The 19389-nt window shown below is 62.8% G+C and carries 18 protein-coding genes; 12 read left to right on the forward strand and 6 right to left on the reverse strand.

Annotated elements, in window-relative coordinates; all coding sequences use genetic code 11:
* Positions 1 to 24 precede the first annotated feature (24 nt).
* Entirely contained in the window at positions 25 to 780 is a 756-nt protein-coding gene (locus tag FAZ97_RS30645) for a helix-turn-helix domain-containing protein (RefSeq protein WP_158762544.1), read from the forward strand.
* 57 nt (positions 781 to 837) lie between these two features.
* On the opposite strand, the gene FAZ97_RS30650 is transcribed toward FAZ97_RS30645, so the two are convergent.
* From FAZ97_RS30650 to FAZ97_RS30660, 3 genes are read right to left on the reverse strand one after another with little or no spacing between them, the layout of a single operon-like run.
* Positions 838 to 1188 carry a hypothetical protein gene (locus FAZ97_RS30650; RefSeq protein ID WP_158762545.1) on the reverse strand — a complete coding sequence of 117 codons (351 nt, stop codon included), beginning with the start codon at positions 1186 to 1188 and terminating at the stop codon, positions 838 to 840.
* Between the two features lie 21 nt (positions 1189 to 1209).
* A complete protein-coding gene (locus FAZ97_RS30655) occupies positions 1210 to 1851 on the reverse strand; it encodes a hypothetical protein (RefSeq protein ID WP_158762546.1) in 642 nt (213 codons plus the stop codon).
* A gap of 26 nt (positions 1852 to 1877) precedes the next feature.
* Complete coding sequence (locus FAZ97_RS30660) at positions 1878 to 2669, reverse strand: peptidoglycan-binding domain-containing protein (RefSeq protein ID WP_158762547.1); 792 nt, start codon at positions 2667 to 2669, stop codon at positions 1878 to 1880.
* Between the two features lie 434 nt (positions 2670 to 3103).
* On the opposite strand from FAZ97_RS30660, the gene FAZ97_RS30665 reads away from it, so the two are divergent.
* On the forward strand, positions 3104 to 4579 hold the full coding sequence (locus tag FAZ97_RS30665) for a hypothetical protein (protein ID WP_158762548.1): 1476 nt from the start codon (positions 3104 to 3106) through the stop codon (positions 4577 to 4579).
* A gap of 99 nt (positions 4580 to 4678) precedes the next feature.
* On the opposite strand, the gene FAZ97_RS30670 is transcribed toward FAZ97_RS30665, so the two are convergent.
* Positions 4679 to 6328, reverse strand: coding sequence for an alkaline phosphatase family protein (locus FAZ97_RS30670; RefSeq protein ID WP_158762549.1), 1650 nt, complete (start codon positions 6326 to 6328; stop codon positions 4679 to 4681).
* A 268-nt stretch (positions 6329 to 6596) separates the two neighbouring features.
* On the opposite strand from FAZ97_RS30670, the gene FAZ97_RS30675 reads away from it, so the two are divergent.
* Positions 6597 to 7592, forward strand: coding sequence for a Gfo/Idh/MocA family protein (locus FAZ97_RS30675; RefSeq protein WP_158762550.1), 996 nt, complete (start codon positions 6597 to 6599; stop codon positions 7590 to 7592).
* Positions 7593 to 7622: 30 nt separating this feature from the next.
* Here FAZ97_RS30675 and FAZ97_RS30680 read toward each other — a convergent pair whose 3' ends face one another.
* Positions 7623 to 8558: a LysR family transcriptional regulator gene (locus FAZ97_RS30680; protein WP_158762551.1), complete on the reverse strand. Its 936-nt coding sequence runs from the start codon at positions 8556 to 8558 to the stop codon at positions 7623 to 7625.
* Between the two features lie 87 nt (positions 8559 to 8645).
* Between FAZ97_RS30680 and FAZ97_RS30685 the strand changes: the two genes are divergently transcribed.
* The 9 genes from FAZ97_RS30685 (at position 8646) to FAZ97_RS30725 (ending at position 17929) form a co-directional block, all read left to right on the forward strand.
* Positions 8646 to 9482: an MFS transporter gene (locus FAZ97_RS30685; RefSeq protein WP_158762552.1), complete on the forward strand. Its 837-nt coding sequence runs from the start codon at positions 8646 to 8648 to the stop codon at positions 9480 to 9482.
* Between the two features lie 49 nt (positions 9483 to 9531).
* Positions 9532 to 10077, forward strand: coding sequence for a hypothetical protein (locus tag FAZ97_RS30690; protein ID WP_158762553.1), 546 nt, complete (start codon positions 9532 to 9534; stop codon positions 10075 to 10077).
* Positions 10078 to 10191: 114 nt separating this feature from the next.
* Positions 10192 to 10620 carry a YybH family protein gene (locus FAZ97_RS30695; RefSeq protein WP_158762554.1) on the forward strand — a complete coding sequence of 143 codons (429 nt, stop codon included), beginning with the start codon at positions 10192 to 10194 and terminating at the stop codon, positions 10618 to 10620.
* Between the two features lie 554 nt (positions 10621 to 11174).
* Positions 11175 to 12143: an AraC family transcriptional regulator gene (locus FAZ97_RS30700; RefSeq protein ID WP_158762555.1), complete on the forward strand. Its 969-nt coding sequence runs from the start codon at positions 11175 to 11177 to the stop codon at positions 12141 to 12143.
* Between the two features lie 131 nt (positions 12144 to 12274).
* The gene (locus FAZ97_RS30705; RefSeq protein ID WP_158762556.1) at positions 12275 to 13333 is read left to right on the forward strand and encodes an ABC transporter substrate-binding protein; all 1059 of its coding nucleotides are present in this window, start codon (positions 12275 to 12277) and stop codon (positions 13331 to 13333) included.
* A 60-nt stretch (positions 13334 to 13393) separates the two neighbouring features.
* Positions 13394 to 14224 carry an ATP-binding cassette domain-containing protein gene (locus FAZ97_RS30710; protein ID WP_158762557.1) on the forward strand — a complete coding sequence of 277 codons (831 nt, stop codon included), beginning with the start codon at positions 13394 to 13396 and terminating at the stop codon, positions 14222 to 14224.
* 11 nt (positions 14225 to 14235) lie between these two features.
* Positions 14236 to 15519 carry a sugar ABC transporter permease gene (locus tag FAZ97_RS30715; protein WP_158762558.1) on the forward strand — a complete coding sequence of 428 codons (1284 nt, stop codon included), beginning with the start codon at positions 14236 to 14238 and terminating at the stop codon, positions 15517 to 15519.
* Positions 15520 to 15553: 34 nt separating this feature from the next.
* Positions 15554 to 16282 carry an SDR family oxidoreductase gene (locus FAZ97_RS30720; RefSeq protein WP_158762559.1) on the forward strand — a complete coding sequence of 243 codons (729 nt, stop codon included), beginning with the start codon at positions 15554 to 15556 and terminating at the stop codon, positions 16280 to 16282.
* Between the two features lie 18 nt (positions 16283 to 16300).
* On the forward strand, positions 16301 to 17929 hold the full coding sequence (locus FAZ97_RS30725; RefSeq protein WP_158762560.1) for an FGGY-family carbohydrate kinase: 1629 nt from the start codon (positions 16301 to 16303) through the stop codon (positions 17927 to 17929).
* Between the two features lie 16 nt (positions 17930 to 17945).
* On the opposite strand, the gene FAZ97_RS30730 is transcribed toward FAZ97_RS30725, so the two are convergent.
* Positions 17946 to 19217 carry a multidrug effflux MFS transporter gene (locus FAZ97_RS30730; RefSeq protein WP_158762561.1) on the reverse strand — a complete coding sequence of 424 codons (1272 nt, stop codon included), beginning with the start codon at positions 19215 to 19217 and terminating at the stop codon, positions 17946 to 17948.
* Positions 19218 to 19389 lie beyond the last annotated feature (172 nt).

Below are 19389 nucleotides of genomic sequence, written 5' to 3' on the forward strand. Positions count from 1 at the left end.
AAATGTTAAAGAAGGAGTGGTTCGATGCTGTCACCCGTCGCAGGATCCGCTATCGTCGTGCGCCAAAGCAGTCGTGCTCCTCTCGCGGGAACGCAGCCCAGTGCGCGCTGCTCGGGGTGCGCCATGCGCCATCTTTGCATGCCGCAAGGCTTGCCGGCCGAAGATCTGCCGAGGCTCGAAGCCCTGATCTGCGGGGCGCGCAAGGTGCGCCGCGGCGAAGCGCTCTATCGCTCGGGCGACCGCTTCGACAGCCTGTACGCCGTGCGCTCCGGCTCACTCAAAACGCTGATTGTCAACCGCGACGGCCGCGAGCAAATCACGGGGCTGCGTCTCGCGGGCGACGCGCTGGGTCTGGACGGGATCGCCACCGACGTGCACGCGTTCAGCGCGGTCGCGCTCGAAGACAGTTCGATTTGCACGCTTCCCTACGCCGCGCTCAAGACGTTGTGCCGCGAAAGCGGCACGATGCAGGACCGGCTGCATCGGCTCATGGGCGACCAGTTCAATCAGGAAGCCTCGCAGATGATGGTGCTGGGCTCGCTCACCGCGGAAGAACGCGTGGCCGCTTTCCTGCTCGACGTGTCGTCGCGCAACTGGCAGCGCGGTTATTCGCAGGCGGAGTTCCGCCTGCGCATGTCCCGCGAAGACATGGGCAGCTACCTCGGCATCACGCTCGAAACCGTGAGCCGGATTCTGTCGCGCTTCCAGAAACGCGGCCTGATCGACGCGCAGGGCAAGCTGATCCGTATCTGCGATATCGAGGGGTTGCAGACGGTTTGAAGTCGGGGTGGGCTGCGGCGGCGTTGCGGCGCCTCGCACAGCCCGCAGAACCTGGCCTCAGGCCGGCAGGCCCAACGCGACACCGGCGATCGTGTTGATCGACGTATAGATCGCGTTAATGATCGCGTTGTAGATCTCTTCCACAGCCACGACGATAATTCCGATCAGAGTTTGCGCAAAGCCCATCGCCATCTGTTGCAGGCCTATCAGGTAGAAATCGCGCTCGTCGTCCGTAAATTCGTTTGCTTCGATCATTCCCGCAACCAGGGCCGACTGGTTTGCGAGTGACTGCAACTGACTGGTCGCAAAACCCTGCACCAGCGTCACGTCTTGTCCCGCAATGCCGCTCGCCGCGGATGAAATGTTCCTGGCGAACAGATCTGCGGTGTTTGTCAGGTTCAATGCCATGGGAACTCCTTGAGTTGCCGGTCACTGTCGATTGAGCATGTCTTCGTACGTCATCGCCTCGTACATGAAATGCTCAACCTGTCCTTTGTTCACCTGCACGTCATTGGCGTGCAATCCCTCGGCGCAATCCTTATTTCTTAGTAACGTAAGGGTGCGCGATGACAGTCGCAACGCCATCGCACTCGGGATGGCGTCGTCGCCGTTGCCGGCAATGGTGGGAAAGGATTGCGGATCCGTTGCGTCGAGCTTCAGCTTCAAGGCGCAACGCTGAGCCATTCTCGCCTGGATGCTTTGTTGTAGTTGTTCCTGTTCCTGAGTCAGTTTCGTGGGCATTGCATTGTGGGCTTTGAGGTAAGCCTCGATCTTTTGTGTCACATCGTCATTTGGAATGGGCCGGCTTTGTGACTGGAGGGTGAGCGCATCGAGCTTGCCGATAATCTCGTCGTAGCGATCGGCGCGCGAAGCGAACGAGCCGGCCGTGGTGCCCATGCCCATTGTCGAGTACAAGCTCATGATATCGGCGTTGACATCATGAATTCCATTCGCTAAAGACGCGCTATAGCTTGGAGCAAGCTGCATCGTGCATGCCGCGCAGCACAACGCAATCGCCACGATAGCGAATGACGTGCGGCATAGCCTGCGAGCAAATCTGCGTGCTTTCATTTTGCGCTCCACAGACGCTATTGAAACTACAGAAGATAAATAAAATCCTTGCCCGCCGCCGCCCGGGTTCGTGCGCAAACTTCGTAGCCGTTCTGACTCCCATCGTCGTTGGTGTTGCCTTCTATCGTGGAGAATGCGCGAGGCGCGCCTGCAAACCCGAGGCCGGTGTGCATCCAGTCGCCCGCGCCATTGCGCACGAGGAAGATGTAAGTTTGCCCAAGCGTGGGCCAGCTATTGGCAACACTCTCGCTTGTGCGAAAGCGATTTGCCGCCTTCGCTTGCGCAGCCAACGAGTCACAGGAGAGCGAACCGGGAACCGGGGGCGCCATTGCAAGCTCGACGCAAGCCTGCTTGAGCAGGAAAGTCACGAAGCCGGCGCACCATTTCCATTGAACGCCATCACGCCCGCCCGTGTAGATCCTGACCCACGGACCGCAGTTGTCGCCGCCGAATTCGCGGGGATGCATCGCGAGGTGATTGCTGGCAACGGTACTGATGCGCTGATCCAGCTGATTTCCCGTCCCGTCGGCCATCACACGGCGAATGGGGTCGACGAGTGCCTTCCACGTCCCCGCATCGAGCGTCGAGTTCGACTGGAGCAAATTGTGCTGCTGGAAATTTGCGAGTGCCGCTGCCGTTGCGGAGCCGAAGTCGCTGTCGATCGCGGTCCCGAAACCGTGATAACACAGCCACTCCTGAACGCGCTTGACGCCGGGCCCTTTCGATCCCGTCGACAAAGCCCCTGGATACGCCAGTTCGTCATACACCGCTACGGGATATTTGTCTGGAGTCACGGATCCCCCTTCTGCGTCGCCCATATGCAAGGCGCAATCTTGGGAGAAACGTAGTCGAATTCACTGCCGTCTGCGTGTCAGTTCATTCCCTGGCAATATTCGAAACCGTTTTGTCATTGAGCGCACCGACAATTTTTCAGACCATACGGTGCGTGCGTTTTTGTCGATCGCGCAACGATGTCGGCATTCCGCAATCAATAAAAGTTAACATGCATCACGCATAAAGAAAGTGGATATGTGCGCCGCGACACAGTTTTTTGATGAATGCGGGATTAGTTTTTTCGTCATCCTGATCAGCGAATCGCGCAGTTTTCCACGGGTTCGCAAACTACAGACTCGACGCACCTCATCGAAGCGGGGATATCGTGGCGGCCTATGCGGTAGCTTGGCTCCTTGCGTTTTCGGCGGCGCTACTGGCTTCGCCTGAATCCCGTGCCGAGCCGCCGCAGCCTGCTGCCATGAACGCCGCTGCATCCGCGGCATCCTCCGCGGACGCGGCCGAAAAGTCCGCCGCATCCGCGACGAGTGCGGCATTGGCCGCCTCGTCTGCGGCCGCTTCTGCGGCGCAATCCGCTTCCGCCGCGTCCGCTTCATTGCTGCAGACGCAAAACGAGCAAGCTCCATTACCGACGGTGCGCATTGAGTGCGCTCGGGTCATGGAGCAACCCAGCCTGATGCGACGGCTCTTTACCCTGAGCCAGGGCGACCGCACGCCCCCTCACTTCAAGCTCACGAAGGACGACTGCACGATTGCACAAGGCTCCGCTCCGGACGCGAATCATTTGGTTGGGGCGGGCGACGTGGAAATCTTCGTCGATGGCGCGACCTATGCACAAGCGGTCAAACGGCAAGGGAGCCCCTCGCCAATGCTCCACCTGTATCTCAACGGTGTGGATATGGCATCCGATGGCGAGCTGATCTCGCTGGAAGCCACCAATCAGCAGAACCGTTTGCAGTTTCACATCACGGCGGGGCCGCACAGCCAGGTGTTATGGGCGTCCATCTACAGAACGGCAGGGCTCGTCAAGCCGGAAACGCTGCGCGTGGGGCTGGGCTGGGATGCCGCGGGTCAGTCGTCCACAGCTCCGCCGATGGGGCCTGCCACACCGGCAGTCAGCGTGACGAACCGGTTTTCACTTATCTGTGCGATCCTTGTAATCGTCGTTCTGATCTTCATCTGGATTTACGAAGGTTACCGATGCGATGTTTTCCGCGACGCAAAAATGCCCGATTGGTGGACCCGCGCAATTCAATCCCGCAAGGAAGTGAAAGCGCAACTGGGGATCAAGCCTGTGAGCCGAAAGGTTCCGGCGGGCAGGGAACAGGAATGGCTGGCTGCCGCCAACGAATATCTCCTCCAGGGCGCTAGTTATCAGGGTTTTAATTCCGCAAACATTAACGCTTACCAGGCACTGGCAGCCGACGCGCTCGCGCGGAAAAGCATCACTGATCCGGCGGATCAGTCGAAAGCTTATTTTGGACTGGTCTTGCGCGTGGAAAACTGGAAACCGGTTCGCGCGACATTTTCTTTGGGCCGAATGCAGCTCGGACTCTGGTTCGCATTTGCCGTGTGTGCAGGCGTATTTCTCTGGATCGTCTATGGCGATCTTCCGCCTATAGACGGCTCATTGCTGGGGCTGCTCGGCATCAGTGCGGCAACGACCGCGGGATCGCTGGCCGTTGACAGCAATGCAGGCGGGCGCGACTACATGCCGACCCAAGGCCTGTTCAATGACCTCGTGACAGGTTTCAACGATGACAAGCAGCAGATTCATCGCCTGCAGTCGGTAGTCGTCAATCTTTTGCTTCTCGCCGTTGGCGTCGTGCATGTCGTCCAGAACCTGACTTACCCTACCTTCGATCCGACGTGGCTCGGATTTCTCGGCATCAGCGGAGTGACGCTGGTCGTCGGCAAGCAATACATGGAAAGCTGAAGCGCATACGCGGTGCTGCGCGCCGACGTGCAGACCCCGTCGGCAGCCGAAGGTCCGGCAGCCGTCTCACCTCTGACGACTGCCGGCCCATCCACGCGCTTACTTCTCGTCGAGCCCCAGCCCCGGCAGGCGGTGCGTGCCCTCGAGCTGAACCGCATGCAGCAGATGCGGGTCCACGTCGAGCGCGCTCAGGATGGTCGGCGCCACCTGGGTCGTGAAGACAAAGTGGTCGTCCGTGCGGCCGGCGTGACGAATGCCGGGGAACGACACGACGAGGCCCAGATGGCTGTCGTCGGGCGCATTGCCGCCGTGCTCCTCATCCTTCGCCGTGCTCGACGTGTAGATCACGCCCGGATTCGGCTGCACGATGATGTCCGGCGTGCGGCCGTTCGACGGATTGCCGAACCAGTCGGCCAGGCGGTCGCCCGTGAGAATGTACGCTTGCGGGCCGTCCGCGCAGATGCCTGGCGCGTTACAGCTCAGGTTGGCCTGCAGCGTCTTCACCACGGCGTCCCTCTGGCTTTGATCGCGCAGCCAGATCAGACCCACGTCGTCGGTCTGCACCATGCCAGTGCCCGTAAGGCCCGTGCCGTCGTTCAGGTTGCCCGACTTCGTATTGTTCTGGCCGAAGTTGCCGTTCGGGTCCAGGTAGTTGTTAGCTTCGAGCAGCTTCGTGAGCGTGTCGCCGTTCTTCACGAGTTTCGAGTGATCGGTCGGCGACTGGCCGTGCTTGGCCGTCACGATAATGAGCGTCGATGCATAGAGGTTGCGTTGCTTGAGTTCCTGCACGACGCGGCCAAGCGAGTTGTCCAGATACGTGATCGCGGCGGCGACCTGCGGGCCCGGCGTGAAGTCCGCGTCGAGATACCCGCCCTTGTCTGCAACAGGCGACTTCTGCGCGACGCTGAGCGTCTGGAAGTTCGTGCCGAACATCGTGGGCACCGGCGCGCTGGTCTTGCCCGTCGAATCGAGGCCGTCGATTTCGTTGATCAGCGCCTGCACGTGAATGTTGTCGAACACTTCCGTATGTGTGTAGGTGTCCAGATAATAGGTACCTGTCTTCGGGTCGATCGAATTGATCTCGGTGCGCGCCAGATCGTCCACGCCCTTGCCAGAAGGTCCGTTCACCCAGTCATAGCCCCACGCGTGCTTGTCCGCCCATGCGGTACGCGCGCCGTGGATGTTCTGCTTGATGACTTCGAAGACCGTGTTCGTCTTGATGTAGTTGTGCGGGTACACGGGCGTGCAAACGCCGTTGACCTTCGCGTAGGGAATGGCTTGCGGGTTGAACGCGCCGCCGCCGTCGAGGTGGACCAGCGCGCCACCGTTTTCCGCGTCGATGCCGGTCGTTTCGTCGAACACGACATTCCAGCCTCGCGTGCCCTTGCAATGCGAGTCGAGCGGGGCGTAGAGCGTACGGTCATATGACACGTCATAGAAGAGGCCCGCGCTCTTCGGCGAGCCGCCCGTCACCAGTGCCGTGAGGCCGGGGAACGAGTCGGACAGATGCGGCGTGTGTGCGTTCGTGTAGGTCACGCCCGACTTCGCGAGCAGCGCGAGATTGGGGCAGGCATTGCTGCCGATGCAACGCGCGACGTCCTGTTCGTGCAGACCGTCGAAACTGATGAGCAGGACGTGCTTCACGTCCTTCATGTCGCCTGCATAAGCCGTTGATTGCATACCTGCGAGCGCCATCGCGCCCACGCCAACGACTGCGCCTAAGCGCGACCAGCGGGTCGTATTCTCCATCATTCACCTCGTTTTTGTATTGCATTGTGGGGAACTGCGGGGGACCTGCGCACAGCCACGAGCAATGTGGAGGCGCACGGCGAATCTCTCATGACGTTGCGCTTTCAACTTGCCGTCAGTTGTAGTCAGTTGTTACGTGCGTAGGCGGAGACCGGGAAGACGAGGGTTATTGCGGGTGTAGACTCCTGCATTCGAGCGCTGTGTATTTAATAGTGAGTTGTATTCAGTTCATTTCAGACATCACACAATCGAATTCAAAGGGAACGTCATGGCAAAGGATGAAATCGTTTGGGGCATCCTGGGTACGTCGAAGATCAACGACAAGGTTGTCGTGCCCATACACCACGCACCGAAGTGCCGTGTTAAAGCGATTGCTTCGCGTTCAGCTCAGAAGGCTCAGGCCGCCGCCGCGAAATATGGTTTAGCGCACACGTACGACAGTTACGAGGCCCTGCTGGCAGATCCTGAAATCGATGCGGTGTATATCCCGTTGCCCAATCACCTTCACGTGGAGTGGACGATCAAGGCTGTCGAGGCGGGCAAGCATGTGCTATGCGAAAAGCCAATTGGGCTCGATGCGCAACAAGCCGAACGTTTGATCGCCGCGCGCGACAAGAGCGGCCGGTATATCCAGGAAGCCTTCATGGTGCGTACGCATCCGCAATGGCTCAAGGTGCGCGCGTTGATCGAAGAGGGCGCAATAGGCGAATTGCGCGCGGTGACCGGCGGCTTCACTTACTACAACACCAATGCGCACGACATTCGCAACCAGAGCGAACTGGGCGGCGGTGGTCTGCTGGATATCGGCTGTTATCCCATTACGACGTCGCGCCTCGTTCTCGGGCGTGAGCCAAAACGCGTGGTCGCGCTGATGGAACGCGACCCGTCGTTCGAGGTGGACCGTCTTGGTTCCGTGCTGATGGATTTCGACGGTGTGCAAGCGAGCTTCTTTTACTCAACCCAGGTTCACCCGTACCAGCGCATGCAGTTTCACGGCACCACGGGGCGAATCGAAGTCGAGATTCCGTTCAATGCGCCGAATGACCGTCCGACGCGTCTCCTGCTGAGCAAGCAAGGCGAATCGGATCGCTGGATCGAGCTTCCGGTGTGCGATCAATACGGCGTGGCGGCGTCGGTTTTTGCCGAGGCGATCTTGAGCGGAGCGCCGCAGGCCATTCCCCTGGAAGACGCCCGCGCGAACATGCGCGTGATCGACGCCGTGTTCCGCTCGGCCCAATCGGGTGCGTGGGAGACCATTGCTTGACGTTCAAGCGCCGCGGGTGAATTCAACGGTTCAACGGCCCTTGGTCTCACCCGCGGCCGCCTTGCGGCTCTTCACATGATCGATGAATGCGCGCAGCTTCGGCATGATTTGCCTGCGGCTGGGGTAGCAGAGGAACACGCCTGGCAGCATTGGCGCGTAGGCGTCGAGCACGCGCACGAGTTTTCCCGCTTTCACTGCGTCGGAAACCATCGGCTCGGGTAGCTGGGCGAGGCCTATGCCTTCCAGCGCCGCGCCCATCATGGTCGGAAAATCGCTGGCGATCAGCGGTCCGGAAACAGCGATTTCCAGAGTGTGGCCGTTGTCTTCGAATGACCACGAAGCCAGCGCGCCAGTGGAGCGCCGCCACCGCAAGCAGGCGTGCTCGCGCAGATCGTCCGTGTGGCGAGGCCGCCTTTTCCCGGAGAAATACGCAGGACTGCCGACGACAACGAGGCGAAACGGCGGTGTCAGCGGCACCGCTACCATGTCGGCGGCAACGAGCTGGCCTAGCCGGATGCCGGCGTCGAAGCCTTCCGCCGCGAGATCGACCACTTCCTTGCTTACGGCGATTTCCACCTCAACCTCGGGATAAGCCTGGCAGAACGAAGCGAGAAGGGGTTCCAGCAGCAATGGAACAACCGCGCGCGGCACGGAAAGCCGCAATAGACCGGTGGGGCGCTGGCCGAGTTCGCGCGCAACTTCGCTTGCGGCGACCAGTTCCTCGAACGCGGGCTTGGCGCGCGAAAGAAACCGTTCACCGGCTTCAGTCAGGCCGACGCTGCGCGTGGTGCGCACGAACAGCGCCGCGCCAATGCGCTCTTCGAGTACACGCACCGCCTGGCTGATGGCCGAAGGCGTCACCCCGAGGTCCGCTGCCGCCTTGCGAAAACTGCGATGCCTGGCAACGCTCAGAAACGCCTCCACGCCATCGAGCGCACCTTGCCTGACTGTGAAGTTCTGCTTCATGGCGCATCAACATTGTGATGAATAGTCGCTCGCGGGAAACGATGGTACACCTAACGCGAAGTTCCCACTTCATCCGGAGAACCGTTGATGAGCACGCCCGCCGTTCCCTTTGGCATCATTCCGCCGCGTCCTGCCTGGCGCAGTCTGCGCTGGATCGCGCCGCTCACGTTCCTGTGGATTGCGGTGATCTACCGGCTGCCGGTGATTCCGGGTAGCGGCTTTCAAACGACGGCGCACCAGCTTGTCGCGCAGTTGTTCATGGCGGTCGGTTTGTGGCTCGGCCTCGAACGCACGGACCTAACGCCTCGCCAGCGCGGCGCGACCTGGCTGGCGATGCTCGGTGCGCATGCGCTTTGGTTTGCAGTCGTCTGGAGCGCCGCGATCCACGGTGTTTTTCGGCTGAGCGCCTTGCCGCCGCCGCTGCCGTGGCTGCCGTTGGCGATTTTCGTTCCGGTGATCGTCGGCGCGCCGCTACTGCTGCTGTCGAGGCGGGTGGGGCTCGTGCTCGACGCGATGCCGGCGTCCTGGCTCATCGCACTGCAGTTCTACCGCGTGTTCGGCAGTTGGGCGATCGCGGCCTGGCTGCACGGCGCGATGGCCGGTGTCGACGCGCTGCCGGCGGGAACGGGCGACTTGCTGACCGGTCTGTTCGCCGTTCCAGCGGCCATAGCGGTGGCGAGCGGCACGGCGCAGGGCCGCAGGGCCGCCATCGCCTGGAACATCTTCGGGCTCGCCGATTTCGCCATCGCCGTGACGTTGGGGATGATCACGGCGCCTGGCCGATTCCAGTTGATCGCGCCGGACATGCCGAGCCTCAACGCAGGCACCTACCCCTATGTGCTGACGCCCGCGTTCGTCGTGCCCAGTTCGATCCTGCTGCACGCGCTGTCGCTGCGCCAGTTGTTCCGGCGTCGCGCCGGGTGAACGCGCTTCATTCCATCCACCCATCGGAAAGCACCTTGCAGGAGGCACCATGTCGCAGGAATCGATCTTCCGTTTGCAGCTCGTTCTCGGGTATGTCGCGTGGCTTCTTTGTTTCACCGCGTACATCTGGCCGAGGCTCAAGTCGATGGACCCGTTCGACGCGCAACGCGCGATCGCCACGCTGCACAGTTTCCGCTTCTTCGGGCTGGTCTTCGTGCTGCCGGGCGTCGTGAGTCCCGATTTGCCCGCAAGTTTCGCCGTGCCGACGGCCTATGGCGACCTCGCCACCGGCGTGCTGGCCATGCTGGCGCTACTCGCGGCAAGAAAGCGTCCGGTTTTCTGGTTCTTCGTCGTGGCGTTCAATCTCGTGGGCGCGGTGGATTTGATTCTTGCCTACTACCACGCAATCCAGGCCGGCGTTCCCGTTCATGCCGGAGAATTGGGCGCGACGTACGTGATCCCCGTGATCTACGTGCCGCTATTGGCGATTACGCATGGCGCCGCTTTTTATCTGTTGCTGCGCGCGCAACGCAAGGGTGCCGCGCGTGGGGACCATGCTGCGAGCGATGGATTGTTTCAAAGGAGCGTCCGCTAGACCTTCGTTTACCTGGAGGGTATTGCGCTAATTCCACTGGACAGAGGTCGAGCGGCGTTGCTTTAATAAGCAGCCGTTCATCCGCCAACGCAACCTGGTTCAGGAGACAACACAGTGGACAAAGCCGCCGATCCGATCCTGCAGGTCCTGCACGACTACAAAGCCGCCGTATATGCGAAAGACGTCGATGCGTTCGTCGCGCTATACGCCCCGGACATATTGGCCTTCGACATGTGGGGCGCGTGGACGTACGAGGGCATCGCATCGTGGCGCAACATGGTCGAGGGCTGGTTCGGATCGCTGGGTGTAGAACGCGTGGTCGTGGATTTCAGCGAAGCGCGGACAGCCATGTCACAGGACCTCGCCATGCTGCACGCCTTCGTAACGTATAGAGCGGTGACGTTGGACGGCGAGGAATTACGCTCGATGGACAATCGCATTACCGCAACGCTCAGGCAAACGGGCGAGGGGTGGAAGATCTTCCACCAGCATTCTTCATCGCCGTTCGATCCTGCCACGACGAAGGTCATTTTCAAACGTTAGTCGTTGCACAGCTTAATGAAGGGCCACCTGGGCCCTTCATGCCGTTCTTTTTGCGCGCTCCCAGGCACCTGTTGCCCGCGCAACGAACCTCCCTTCGTCTCGAGCCGCTTCAGGAACCGCGTCCCAAATGGCGCGCTTGAGCGATCGAGTCAGTCGCGTCAATTTCCGCATCCGATGCCATAGGGCGATCTCGCACCGGGACTTTCCCTGCCAGCGCAGCGCCGGTTTGGCCGGCTTCGGCCGGTTTGACCGTTATTTGGCCGTGCTGCTCAACCATGCGTCGGCAACATTTGCCGTTTTCTCGACGAATCAAGGACTTCTGTCTCATCCGCGAAGACTGTTGCTATGCACAAAAGTTGACGTCCGGTACACAGGAATGCGCCCAGGACTAACCCGAATGCAAGAAAGTATCAGTCTGCGGTCTGATTTTCAGTGGTGGATACGTGCCGCACCTGGTACTTTTCAGTCATGGCGGCGCGGCAGTGGAGTCAGGTGCAGCGTATGCGCGAGCAGCCGTCGCAGAACAAGAAAAGAACCGTGCAGGAGGAGTCGAGATGCAAACCCTTGGGGCAGCTACGGCGCGCGCAAGCGCACCCCGCGCCACACATTCCCAGCCTGACCTCGAGCTGGTCGCCGTGCCGCGCGACGAGTCGTTCAAGGTCTGGTCGCACGGCTACCCCTATCGGACGGTGCGCTGGCACTTCCATCCCGAGTACGAAATCCACCTCATCACCGCGACCACGGGCAAGTATTTCGTCGGCGATTTCATTGGCGGCTTCGAGCCCGGCAATCTCGTGATGATCGGCCCGAACCTGCCGCACAACTGGGTGAGCAGCGTGCCGCACGACGAACCCGTGGACGAGCGTTGCCTCGTTCTCCAGTTCGACGCGGATTTCATCGCACGCGCGATCGAGGCATTTCCCGAGTTCAGGCGTGTGGAGCCGCTGCTCGACGCGTCGCGCTGGGGCCTCTTGTTCACGCCGGAAACGGGCGCGGCCGCCGAACCGATCCTGCGCGAAATGCTGGGTGCGCAAGGCATGCGGCGCGTCACGCTCTTTATCGATCTGCTCGACCTGCTCGTGCAAAGCGAAGAACCCGCGGCGCTCGCGAGCGAGGCGTATCGCGCCGATCCTGCGCGCTATGCAGGCACGCGCATCAATCACGTGCTTGCCTTCATCGGCAAGAACCTCTCGCAGGAGTTGCGCGAAACGGAGCTGGCGGAACTGGCCGGGCAGAGCGTGAGCGCATTCTCGCGCTACTTCCGCCGCCATACGGGCGTGTCGTTTGTGCGCTACGTGAACCAGCTGCGCATCAATCTGGCGTGCCAGCTGTTGATGTCAGGTGAACTGAATATCACGGACATCTGCTATCAGGTGGGCTTCAACAACCTCTCGAATTTCAACCGCCAGTTCCTGCTGCTCAAGGAAATGTCGCCTTCGCGCTGGCGATCGTATCAGCGGCTCAATGCCGCGAGCGCGGCCAGCAAGAGCGAAGCCGTGTACGGCGTGCCCGCGATAGGTTAGCGGATCGTTCCATAACGGACTCAAACGCAGTGCTCAAGCGGGCATTGCGGAGGAAGCACTCGCACTTTCACCAGGCAGCACGGCAGCACCGGCAACTTACCAGGCATGCAACCAAAAAACGGAGACACCCAATGACCCGAGTTCACACCCAACTGATCGGCGCCGCCGCACTCAGTCTCGCCCTCGCGGGCATCACGTCGGCTCATGCCGCGCCGAGCGGCACGGTCGCGTTCCTGATGCCCGACCAGGCCTCCACGCGCTACGAGCAGCACGACTTCCCCGGCTTCAAGGCCGAAATGGGCAAGCTCTGCCCCGACTGCAAGGTGCTCTACCAGAATGCGAATGCCGATGCCTCGCAGCAGCAGCAACAGTTCAACTCGGTGATCGCGCAGGGCGCGAAGGTCATCGTGCTCGATCCGGTGGATTCCACGGCGGCGGCGTCGCTCGTGCATATGGCGCAGAGCCAGGGCATCAAGGTCATTGCGTATGACCGGCCCGTGCCTTCCACGCCCGCCGATTACTATGTCTCGTTCGACAACGAGGCAATCGGCAAGTCCATTGCGCTGTCGCTCGTCGAGCACCTGAAGGCGTCGGGCGTCGCGGGGAGCAAGGGCGGCGTGCTCGAAGTGAACGGCTCGCCCACCGACGCCGCCGCCGGGCTCATCAAGAAGGGCATTCACGAAGGGCTGCAGGGCAGCGGCTACAAGACGCTCTCCGAGTTCGACACGCCGGAATGGGCGCCGCCGAAGGCGCAGCAGTGGGTGAGCGGGCAGGTCACGCGCTTCGGGCCGCAGATCGTGGGCGTCGTGGCCGCCAACGACGGCACGGCCGGCGGCACCATTGCGGCCTTCAAGGCGGCGGGCGTGAACCCGGTTCCGCCGGTGACGGGTAACGACGCGACGACCGCGGGCCTGCAACTCATCATCGCGGGCGACCAGTACAACACGATCCTCAAGCCCAGCGAGATCGTGGCAGGGGCGGCTGCGAAGGTGGCCGTGGGCTTCCTCGACGGCAAGCCCGTGAAAGGCGAGACGACGCTCTTCAAGACGCCTTCGCAGCTCTTCAAACCGGCCGTCATCACGCAGCAGAACATCAAGGCCGAAGTCGTGGACAAGGGCTTCGCGAACGCGAAGGACCTGTGCACGGGCCGCTACGCCGACGGCTGCAAGAAGCTCGGCATTGGCGGCTGATACCGGTGGTCGGGCCCGGCACGCGCCGGGCCCTGAAAGCAACGAAGAGGTACCCATTTCATGACTGACGAATCCACGAACCGCGCCACGGGCCGTACGGCGACACGCGCCACGCCCGGCGAACTGGTGCTGAGCCTGCGCGGCATCTCGAAGCACTTCGGCGCGGTGTCGGCCCTCACGGATATCGAGCTCGACGTGCATGCGGGCGAGGTGGTCGCCCTCGTGGGCGACAACGGCGCGGGCAAATCGACGCTCGTGAAGATTCTTGCGGGCGTGCACCAGCCGAGCGCCGGGACGATCACGTTCCGCGGCCAGCCGGTGAACCTGTCCGATCCGGGCACGGCGCTCGATCTGGGCATCGCGACGGTGTTCCAGGACCTCGCGCTGTGCGAGAACCTGGACGTCGTGGCGAACATCTTCCTCGGCCGCGAGTTGAGCCCTTACCGGCTCGACGAGGTCACAATGGAAGTGAAGGCCTGGACGCTGCTCAACGAGCTTTCGGCGCGCATTCCCAGCGTGCGCGACGTGGTCGCCTCGCTCTCGGGCGGGCAGCGCCAGACCGTGGCGATCGCGCGCTCGCTGCTGCTCGACCCGAAGCTCATCATGCTCGACGAGCCGACCGCCGCGCTCGGCGTGGCCCAGACCGCCGAGGTGCTGAACCTGATCGAGCGCGTGCGCGATCGCGGGCATGCCGTCATCATGATCAGCCACAACATGGAAGACGTGCGCGCGGTGGCGGACCGCATCGTCGTGCTGCGGCTTGGCCGTAACAACGGGATCTTTTATCCCGATTCATCCAATGCCGAACTCGTGGCGGCGATCACCGGCGCGACGGAAAACGCGGTGTCGCGCCGCGCGGGCCGCCGCCAGGCGCAACAGGACGTCCAATGAAAGGAACGATCATGAGCAAGACTATCCATGGCGCTCCGCAGCCTGAAAGCTCCAACGACTCCAAGCCCGCTACGCTCCTCGACCGCAGCGACGTGCGCGTGAAGCATGCGAGCGGCATCGGCGAAAGCGTTTCGGCGTTCGTCGATCGCGTGCGTTCGGGCGACCTGGGGTCGCTGCCGGTCATCGCGGGGCTCGTCATCATCTGGACGGTGTTCACGAGCCTGAACCCGGTGTTTCTCTCCGCCGACAACCTCGTGAACATGCTGTTCGACTGTTCGACGGTTGGCGTGATTTCGCTTGGCATCGTCTGCGTGCTGCTGCTCGGGCAGATCGATCTCTCGGTGGGCTCGATGAGCGGCTTTGCTTCGGCGCTCGTCGGCACGCTGTGGGTCAACGACGGCTGGCCGGTGCTGCTCGCCATCGTCGCCGCCATTGCGGTGGGCGCGGTGATCGGCGCGCTGTATGCGCTGCTGCTGAACTGGATCGGCATGCCGAGTTTTGTTTCCACGCTCGCGGGCCTGCTCGCGATTCTCGGCATGCAGCTCTACGTACTCGGTTCGACGGGCTCGATCAATTTGCCGTACGGCTCGACGATGGTGAATTTCGGACAGCTGATGGTCATCCCGCCGGTCGTCTCGCATGGGATCGCGTTGCTGCCCGGTATTGTGCTCCTGCTGCTCGGCATGCGTACGCGCGCGCGCCGCCATGCGGCCAGGCTCTCCGCGCCTTCGATTGCCGGGCTGCTTGTACGCGCGGTGGCGCTGACCGTGTTCCTCGAAATCGTCGTGGCCTATCTGAATCGCGGGCGCGGCGTGCCGCTGATGTTCGGCCTCTTTCTCGGGCTCGCGGTCGTCATGCAATACGCGCTCACGCGCACGCGCTGGGGCCGCTCGATGCATGCCGTGGGCGGCAATCACGAAGCCGCCAGGCGCGCGGGTATCAAGGTCGGCGCGATCTATACGAGCGCTTTCGTGCTGTGCGCAAGTCTCGCCGCGATTGGCGGCGTGCTGACCGCGGCGCGCCTCGCCTCGGCGAGCCAGCAGGCCGGCACGGGCGACGTGAACCTCAACGCCATCGCGGCAGCCGTGATCGGCGGTACGAGCCTGTTCGGCGGGCGCGGCAGCGCATGGTCGGCAGTGCTTGGCATTATCGTGATCCAGTCGATCGCGAGCGGCCTCACGCTGCTGAACCTTTCGTCGTCGCTGCGCTTCATGATTACCGGCGCCGTGCTGGCCATAGCGGTGATCGTCGATTCGCTCGCCCGCCAGTCGCGCGTTTCGCATGGCCGCGCTTAAAGCGCTGAAATCTGATTCAAGGAGAAAGTCACCCATGTCTGAATCGATCAAGGGAAAGGTCGCCGCCATTACGGGCGCGGCGTCCGGTATCGGCTTCGCGTGTGCGCGCGCGTTCGTGGAGGAAGGCGCGAAAGTCGTGCTGATCGACCGTGCGCAGGACCGGCTCGCGAAATGCTGCGCGGAGTTGGGCCCCAATGCGCTGCCGCTCGCGATGGATCTGCTCGACCCAGCGGACTATGCGCGCATGGTGCAGAAGATTCTCGATCTCGCGGGCGGGCTCGATATCTTTCACGCCAATGCGGGCGCTTATATCGGCGGCGAGGTGGCGAACGGCAATCCCGACGAGTGGGACCGCATGCTCAACCTGAACATCAACGCCGCGTTTCGCTCCGTGCATGCGGTGCTGCCGCACATGATCGCGCAGAAGTCAGGCGATATCATTTTCACGAGTTCGGTGGCGGGCGTCGTGCCGGTGGTGTGGGAGCCCATTTACACGGCCTCGAAGTTCGCGGTGCAGGCCTTCGCGCACACGGTGCGCCGTCAGGTTTCGAAGCACGGCGTGCGCGTGGGTGCGGTGCTGCCGGGCCCCGTGGTCACGGCGTTGCTGGACGACTGGCCCAAGGCGAAGATGGACGAAGCGCTGGCCCAGGGCAGTCTCATGCAGCCGAAGGAAGTGGCCGATTCCGTGGTATTCATGCTCACACGGCCGCGTAACGTTACGATTCGCGACCTCGTGATCCTGCCTAACAGTGTCGACCTGTAAATCCACAGTCAACGAGCCATGACTTCAAACAACCAGGCTGGCGGCGCGCGCCATACCGTCGGCGTCGATGTGGGCACGGGCAGTGCCCGCGCCGGTATTTTCGATTCCGCCGGACGCATGGTGGCGTCGGCAAAACACGACATCACCGTGTTTCATGAGAGCGGCGCGATTGTCGAGCAATCGAGCACGCAGATCTGGAACGCCGTGTGCCATGCCGTGAAGGAAGCACTGGCGCAGGCCGCGATCTCGCCGGAGCAAATCGCGGGCATCGGCTTCGACGCCACCTGTTCGCTCGTCGTGCTGGGCGAGGGCGGCGAGCCGCTGCCCGTCGGGCCTTCCGAAGTGGCGGAGCGCGACATCATCGTGTGGATGGACCATCGCGCCGTGGAGCAGGCCGAGCGCATCAACGCGACGGGCCACGACGTGCTGCGCTTCGTCGGCGGCAAGATCTCACCCGAGATGGAAACGCCCAAGCTGCTGTGGCTGCTGGAAAACCGGCCCAAGGTGTTCGCCGCCGCCTGGCAGTTCTTCGACCTGACCGACTTCCTCACGTGGCGCGCCACGGGCGACCTCGCGCGCTCCACCTGCACCGTGACCTGCAAGTGGACCTATCTCGCGCACGAGCAGCGCTGGGACGAGAGCTATTTCCGCACGGTGGGCCTCGGCGTGCTCGCCGACGAAGGTTTCGCGCGCATCGGTCAGAGGATCGTGGAGCCGGGCACGCCGCTCGGCAGCGGGCTCACGCCAGAGGCCGCCGCGCAACTCGGCTTGCGCGCGGGAACGCCGGTGGCGACCGGCGTGATCGACGCGCATGCGGGCGGCATCGGCACGGTGGGCGCGCAAGGGCAGCCCGAAGCGTGCCTCGCGTATGTGTTCGGCACCTCGTCATGCACGATGACGACCACGCGCGACCCCGTATTCGTGCCGGGCGTGTGGGGCCCGTACTACTCGGCGATGGTGCCTGAGGCGTGGCTCAACGAAGGCGGGCAGTCGGTGGCGGGTGCTGCGATCGAGCGCCTCCTCACGCTGCATCCGCTTGGCAAGGAAGCCGCGAGCCTTGCCGCGAGCGAGGGCCAGTCGCTGCCGACGATGCTCGCCGGGCTGGCGGCGCAGGCTTCGGATGGCCTCTCCGGTGCGGTGCGCCTCGCGCACGATCAGGGTTTGCACGTCGTGCCGGAATTTCTCGGCAACCGCGCGCCGTTTGCCGATCCGCACGCGCGGGCGGTCATCGCGGGTCTCGGCATGGAAACGGACAGGGAGAGTCTGGTCGCGCTCTATGTCGCCGGCATTTGCAGTATCGGGTATGGGCTGCGGCAGATTATCGAGGTGCAGGCCCAGGCGGGCGCGCCGATCGAGCAGGTGGTGATCAGCGGCGGTGCGGGCAGGCTAGACCTCGTGCGCCAATTGCTTGCGGACGCAACGGGTAAGCCGGTGCTCGCCACTCATGCGGAAGAGCCCGTATTGCTGGGCGCGGCCATGCTGGGCGCCGTGGCGGGCGGCTTATACGAAAACGCGCGCGAGGCGATGGCCGCGATGTCGCAGATCAGCAAGGTCTACGCACCGGCCACAGGCGAGATCGCGGCGCTGCACGAGGCGCGTTACCGCGCCTTCACGCAGTTGCAGGACATGGCGCGCGCGATCAGATAGCCGCAGCGTCAGCGGCTCAAGCCGCTTCGCCGCTGCGCGGCGCGAGCGCGGCGGCGGCGGCGGCCTCACTCTGCGCGAGGTGGCGCAGCAGCTTCGTCACCATCAACACGACGGTGAACGCGAGCAGCACGAAAAACACCGCGAGCGGCGTGAGCACGTGCACGGAGACGAAGCCGGCCAGGCCCATCATCGCCGAGGAAACGAGCAGCAGCGCGCAGCCCAGAATCGCGCTCGTCAAGCCCGCAATGTGCGGGAACAGGGAATTGCCCTTCGCCATCAGCGTGGGATACATCGCGCCTGCGCACAGGCCCATGACGAGCACCGGCACGGCGAGCGTCCACACGCGCAGGCCCACCGTGAGCGCGAGCACGAGCATGACGACCGAGGCGCCCGCCATCACGCGCACGCCGATGCGCAGCCGCTGTTCCGGCGTGGGCAGGCGCGGACCGTGCAGCCGGTTCGAAAGGCCGCCGAGGAAATACATCAAGCCAATGCCGAGCGCCAGATAGCCGAAGAACGTAGGCGGCTTGTGCAGCGTGTTCTGCACCATGAACGGCCCGACGATGTTGAACACCAGCAAGATGCTGTAACACAGGCCCTGGGCGAGAAAGCAGCTCTGGAATACGGGGCTAGCGAGCACCTTGCCCGCATTTGCGATGAGCGTGCGCGGCTCCAGATGCACGGGTTGCCGCAAGGTTTCGCGAAAGCGCCACAGCAGCGCCCACATCACCAGCGAATACACGAGCAGGAACACGAGGCACGACTTCCAGCCGAACAATTCCTGCAAGTGCGCGCCGATCACGGGCGCGACGATCGGCGCGAGCCCCCATGTGATCGACATATAGGTGAACGCGTGCATGAGCGCGGTGCCCGCGAACGAGTCGGTGATGATCGCCTTGGCGAGCAGGTTGGTCGCCGCAATGCCGAAGCCCTGCAGGCAGCGCGCAAGTACGAACGTTTCCAGATTCGGCGCGGCCAGCGAAAGCAGGCAGCCGATCGTGTAGACGACGAGGCCGAACGCCAGCACGCGTTTGCGTCCCAGCGCGTCGGAGATCGGCCCGAAGATGAGCTGGCCGAGCGCGTACGCCGCCATATAGACCGACACGCTCGACTGGATCGCTTGCGGCGAGGTCGCGAAGTAGCGCGCCATGGCAGGAAGCGCCGGGACATAAATGTCGATGGCGAGCTGTCCGGCGGAGGCGAACAGGCAGATCAGGAACAGCAGGAAGCGCGGCGAGTTCGCAGGGCGTGCGGCGACGGCAGGACGTTCGGGCAGATCGTGGGTCATGACAGCGTGAAAAGGGCGGATTCCGGCGCGGCGGCGCGGGAGCGTTCGAGCCGCAGGTTCAAAAAAAGCGCGTTCGAATCGCGAACACGCGTGCGGTGCGGCGGCGTAGGCGCGTATTGTGCCCGTTATCGCCGGTTTCCGTGCGACGCCGCATCGTGCGGGCAAGGTCGGC

It is taken from the genome of Paraburkholderia acidiphila (assembly GCF_009789655.1).
Lineage (GTDB): Bacteria > Pseudomonadota > Gammaproteobacteria > Burkholderiales > Burkholderiaceae > Paraburkholderia > Paraburkholderia acidiphila.

What these genes read in the sequence shown, in the direction of transcription:
- FAZ97_RS30715 (WP_158762558.1), top strand. Translation starts at nt 14,236, where the DNA reads ATGAGCAAGACTATCCATGGCGCTCCGCAGCCTGAAAGCTCCAACGAC.
- FAZ97_RS30700 (WP_158762555.1), top strand. Translation starts at nt 11,175, where the DNA reads ATGCAAACCCTTGGGGCAGCTACGGCGCGCGCAAGCGCACCCCGCGCC.
- FAZ97_RS30650 (WP_158762545.1), bottom strand. Translation starts at nt 1,188, where the DNA reads ATGGCATTGAACCTGACAAACACCGCAGATCTGTTCGCCAGGAACATT.
- FAZ97_RS30660 (WP_158762547.1), bottom strand. Translation starts at nt 2,669, where the DNA reads ATGGGCGACGCAGAAGGGGGATCCGTGACTCCAGACAAATATCCCGTA.
- FAZ97_RS30725 (WP_158762560.1), top strand. Translation starts at nt 16,301, where the DNA reads ATGACTTCAAACAACCAGGCTGGCGGCGCGCGCCATACCGTCGGCGTC.
- FAZ97_RS30710 (WP_158762557.1), top strand. Translation starts at nt 13,394, where the DNA reads ATGACTGACGAATCCACGAACCGCGCCACGGGCCGTACGGCGACACGC.
- FAZ97_RS30645 (WP_158762544.1), top strand. Translation starts at nt 25, where the DNA reads ATGCTGTCACCCGTCGCAGGATCCGCTATCGTCGTGCGCCAAAGCAGT.
- FAZ97_RS30665 (WP_158762548.1), top strand. Translation starts at nt 3,104, where the DNA reads ATGAACGCCGCTGCATCCGCGGCATCCTCCGCGGACGCGGCCGAAAAG.
- FAZ97_RS30690 (WP_158762553.1), top strand. Translation starts at nt 9,532, where the DNA reads ATGTCGCAGGAATCGATCTTCCGTTTGCAGCTCGTTCTCGGGTATGTC.
- FAZ97_RS30675 (WP_158762550.1), top strand. Translation starts at nt 6,597, where the DNA reads ATGGCAAAGGATGAAATCGTTTGGGGCATCCTGGGTACGTCGAAGATC.
- FAZ97_RS30705 (WP_158762556.1), top strand. Translation starts at nt 12,275, where the DNA reads ATGACCCGAGTTCACACCCAACTGATCGGCGCCGCCGCACTCAGTCTC.
- FAZ97_RS30685 (WP_158762552.1), top strand. Translation starts at nt 8,646, where the DNA reads ATGAGCACGCCCGCCGTTCCCTTTGGCATCATTCCGCCGCGTCCTGCC.
- FAZ97_RS30720 (WP_158762559.1), top strand. Translation starts at nt 15,554, where the DNA reads ATGTCTGAATCGATCAAGGGAAAGGTCGCCGCCATTACGGGCGCGGCG.
- FAZ97_RS30670 (WP_158762549.1), bottom strand. Translation starts at nt 6,328, where the DNA reads ATGGAGAATACGACCCGCTGGTCGCGCTTAGGCGCAGTCGTTGGCGTG.
- FAZ97_RS30730 (WP_158762561.1), bottom strand. Translation starts at nt 19,217, where the DNA reads ATGACCCACGATCTGCCCGAACGTCCTGCCGTCGCCGCACGCCCTGCG.
- FAZ97_RS30655 (WP_158762546.1), bottom strand. Translation starts at nt 1,851, where the DNA reads ATGAAAGCACGCAGATTTGCTCGCAGGCTATGCCGCACGTCATTCGCT.
- FAZ97_RS30680 (WP_158762551.1), bottom strand. Translation starts at nt 8,558, where the DNA reads ATGAAGCAGAACTTCACAGTCAGGCAAGGTGCGCTCGATGGCGTGGAG.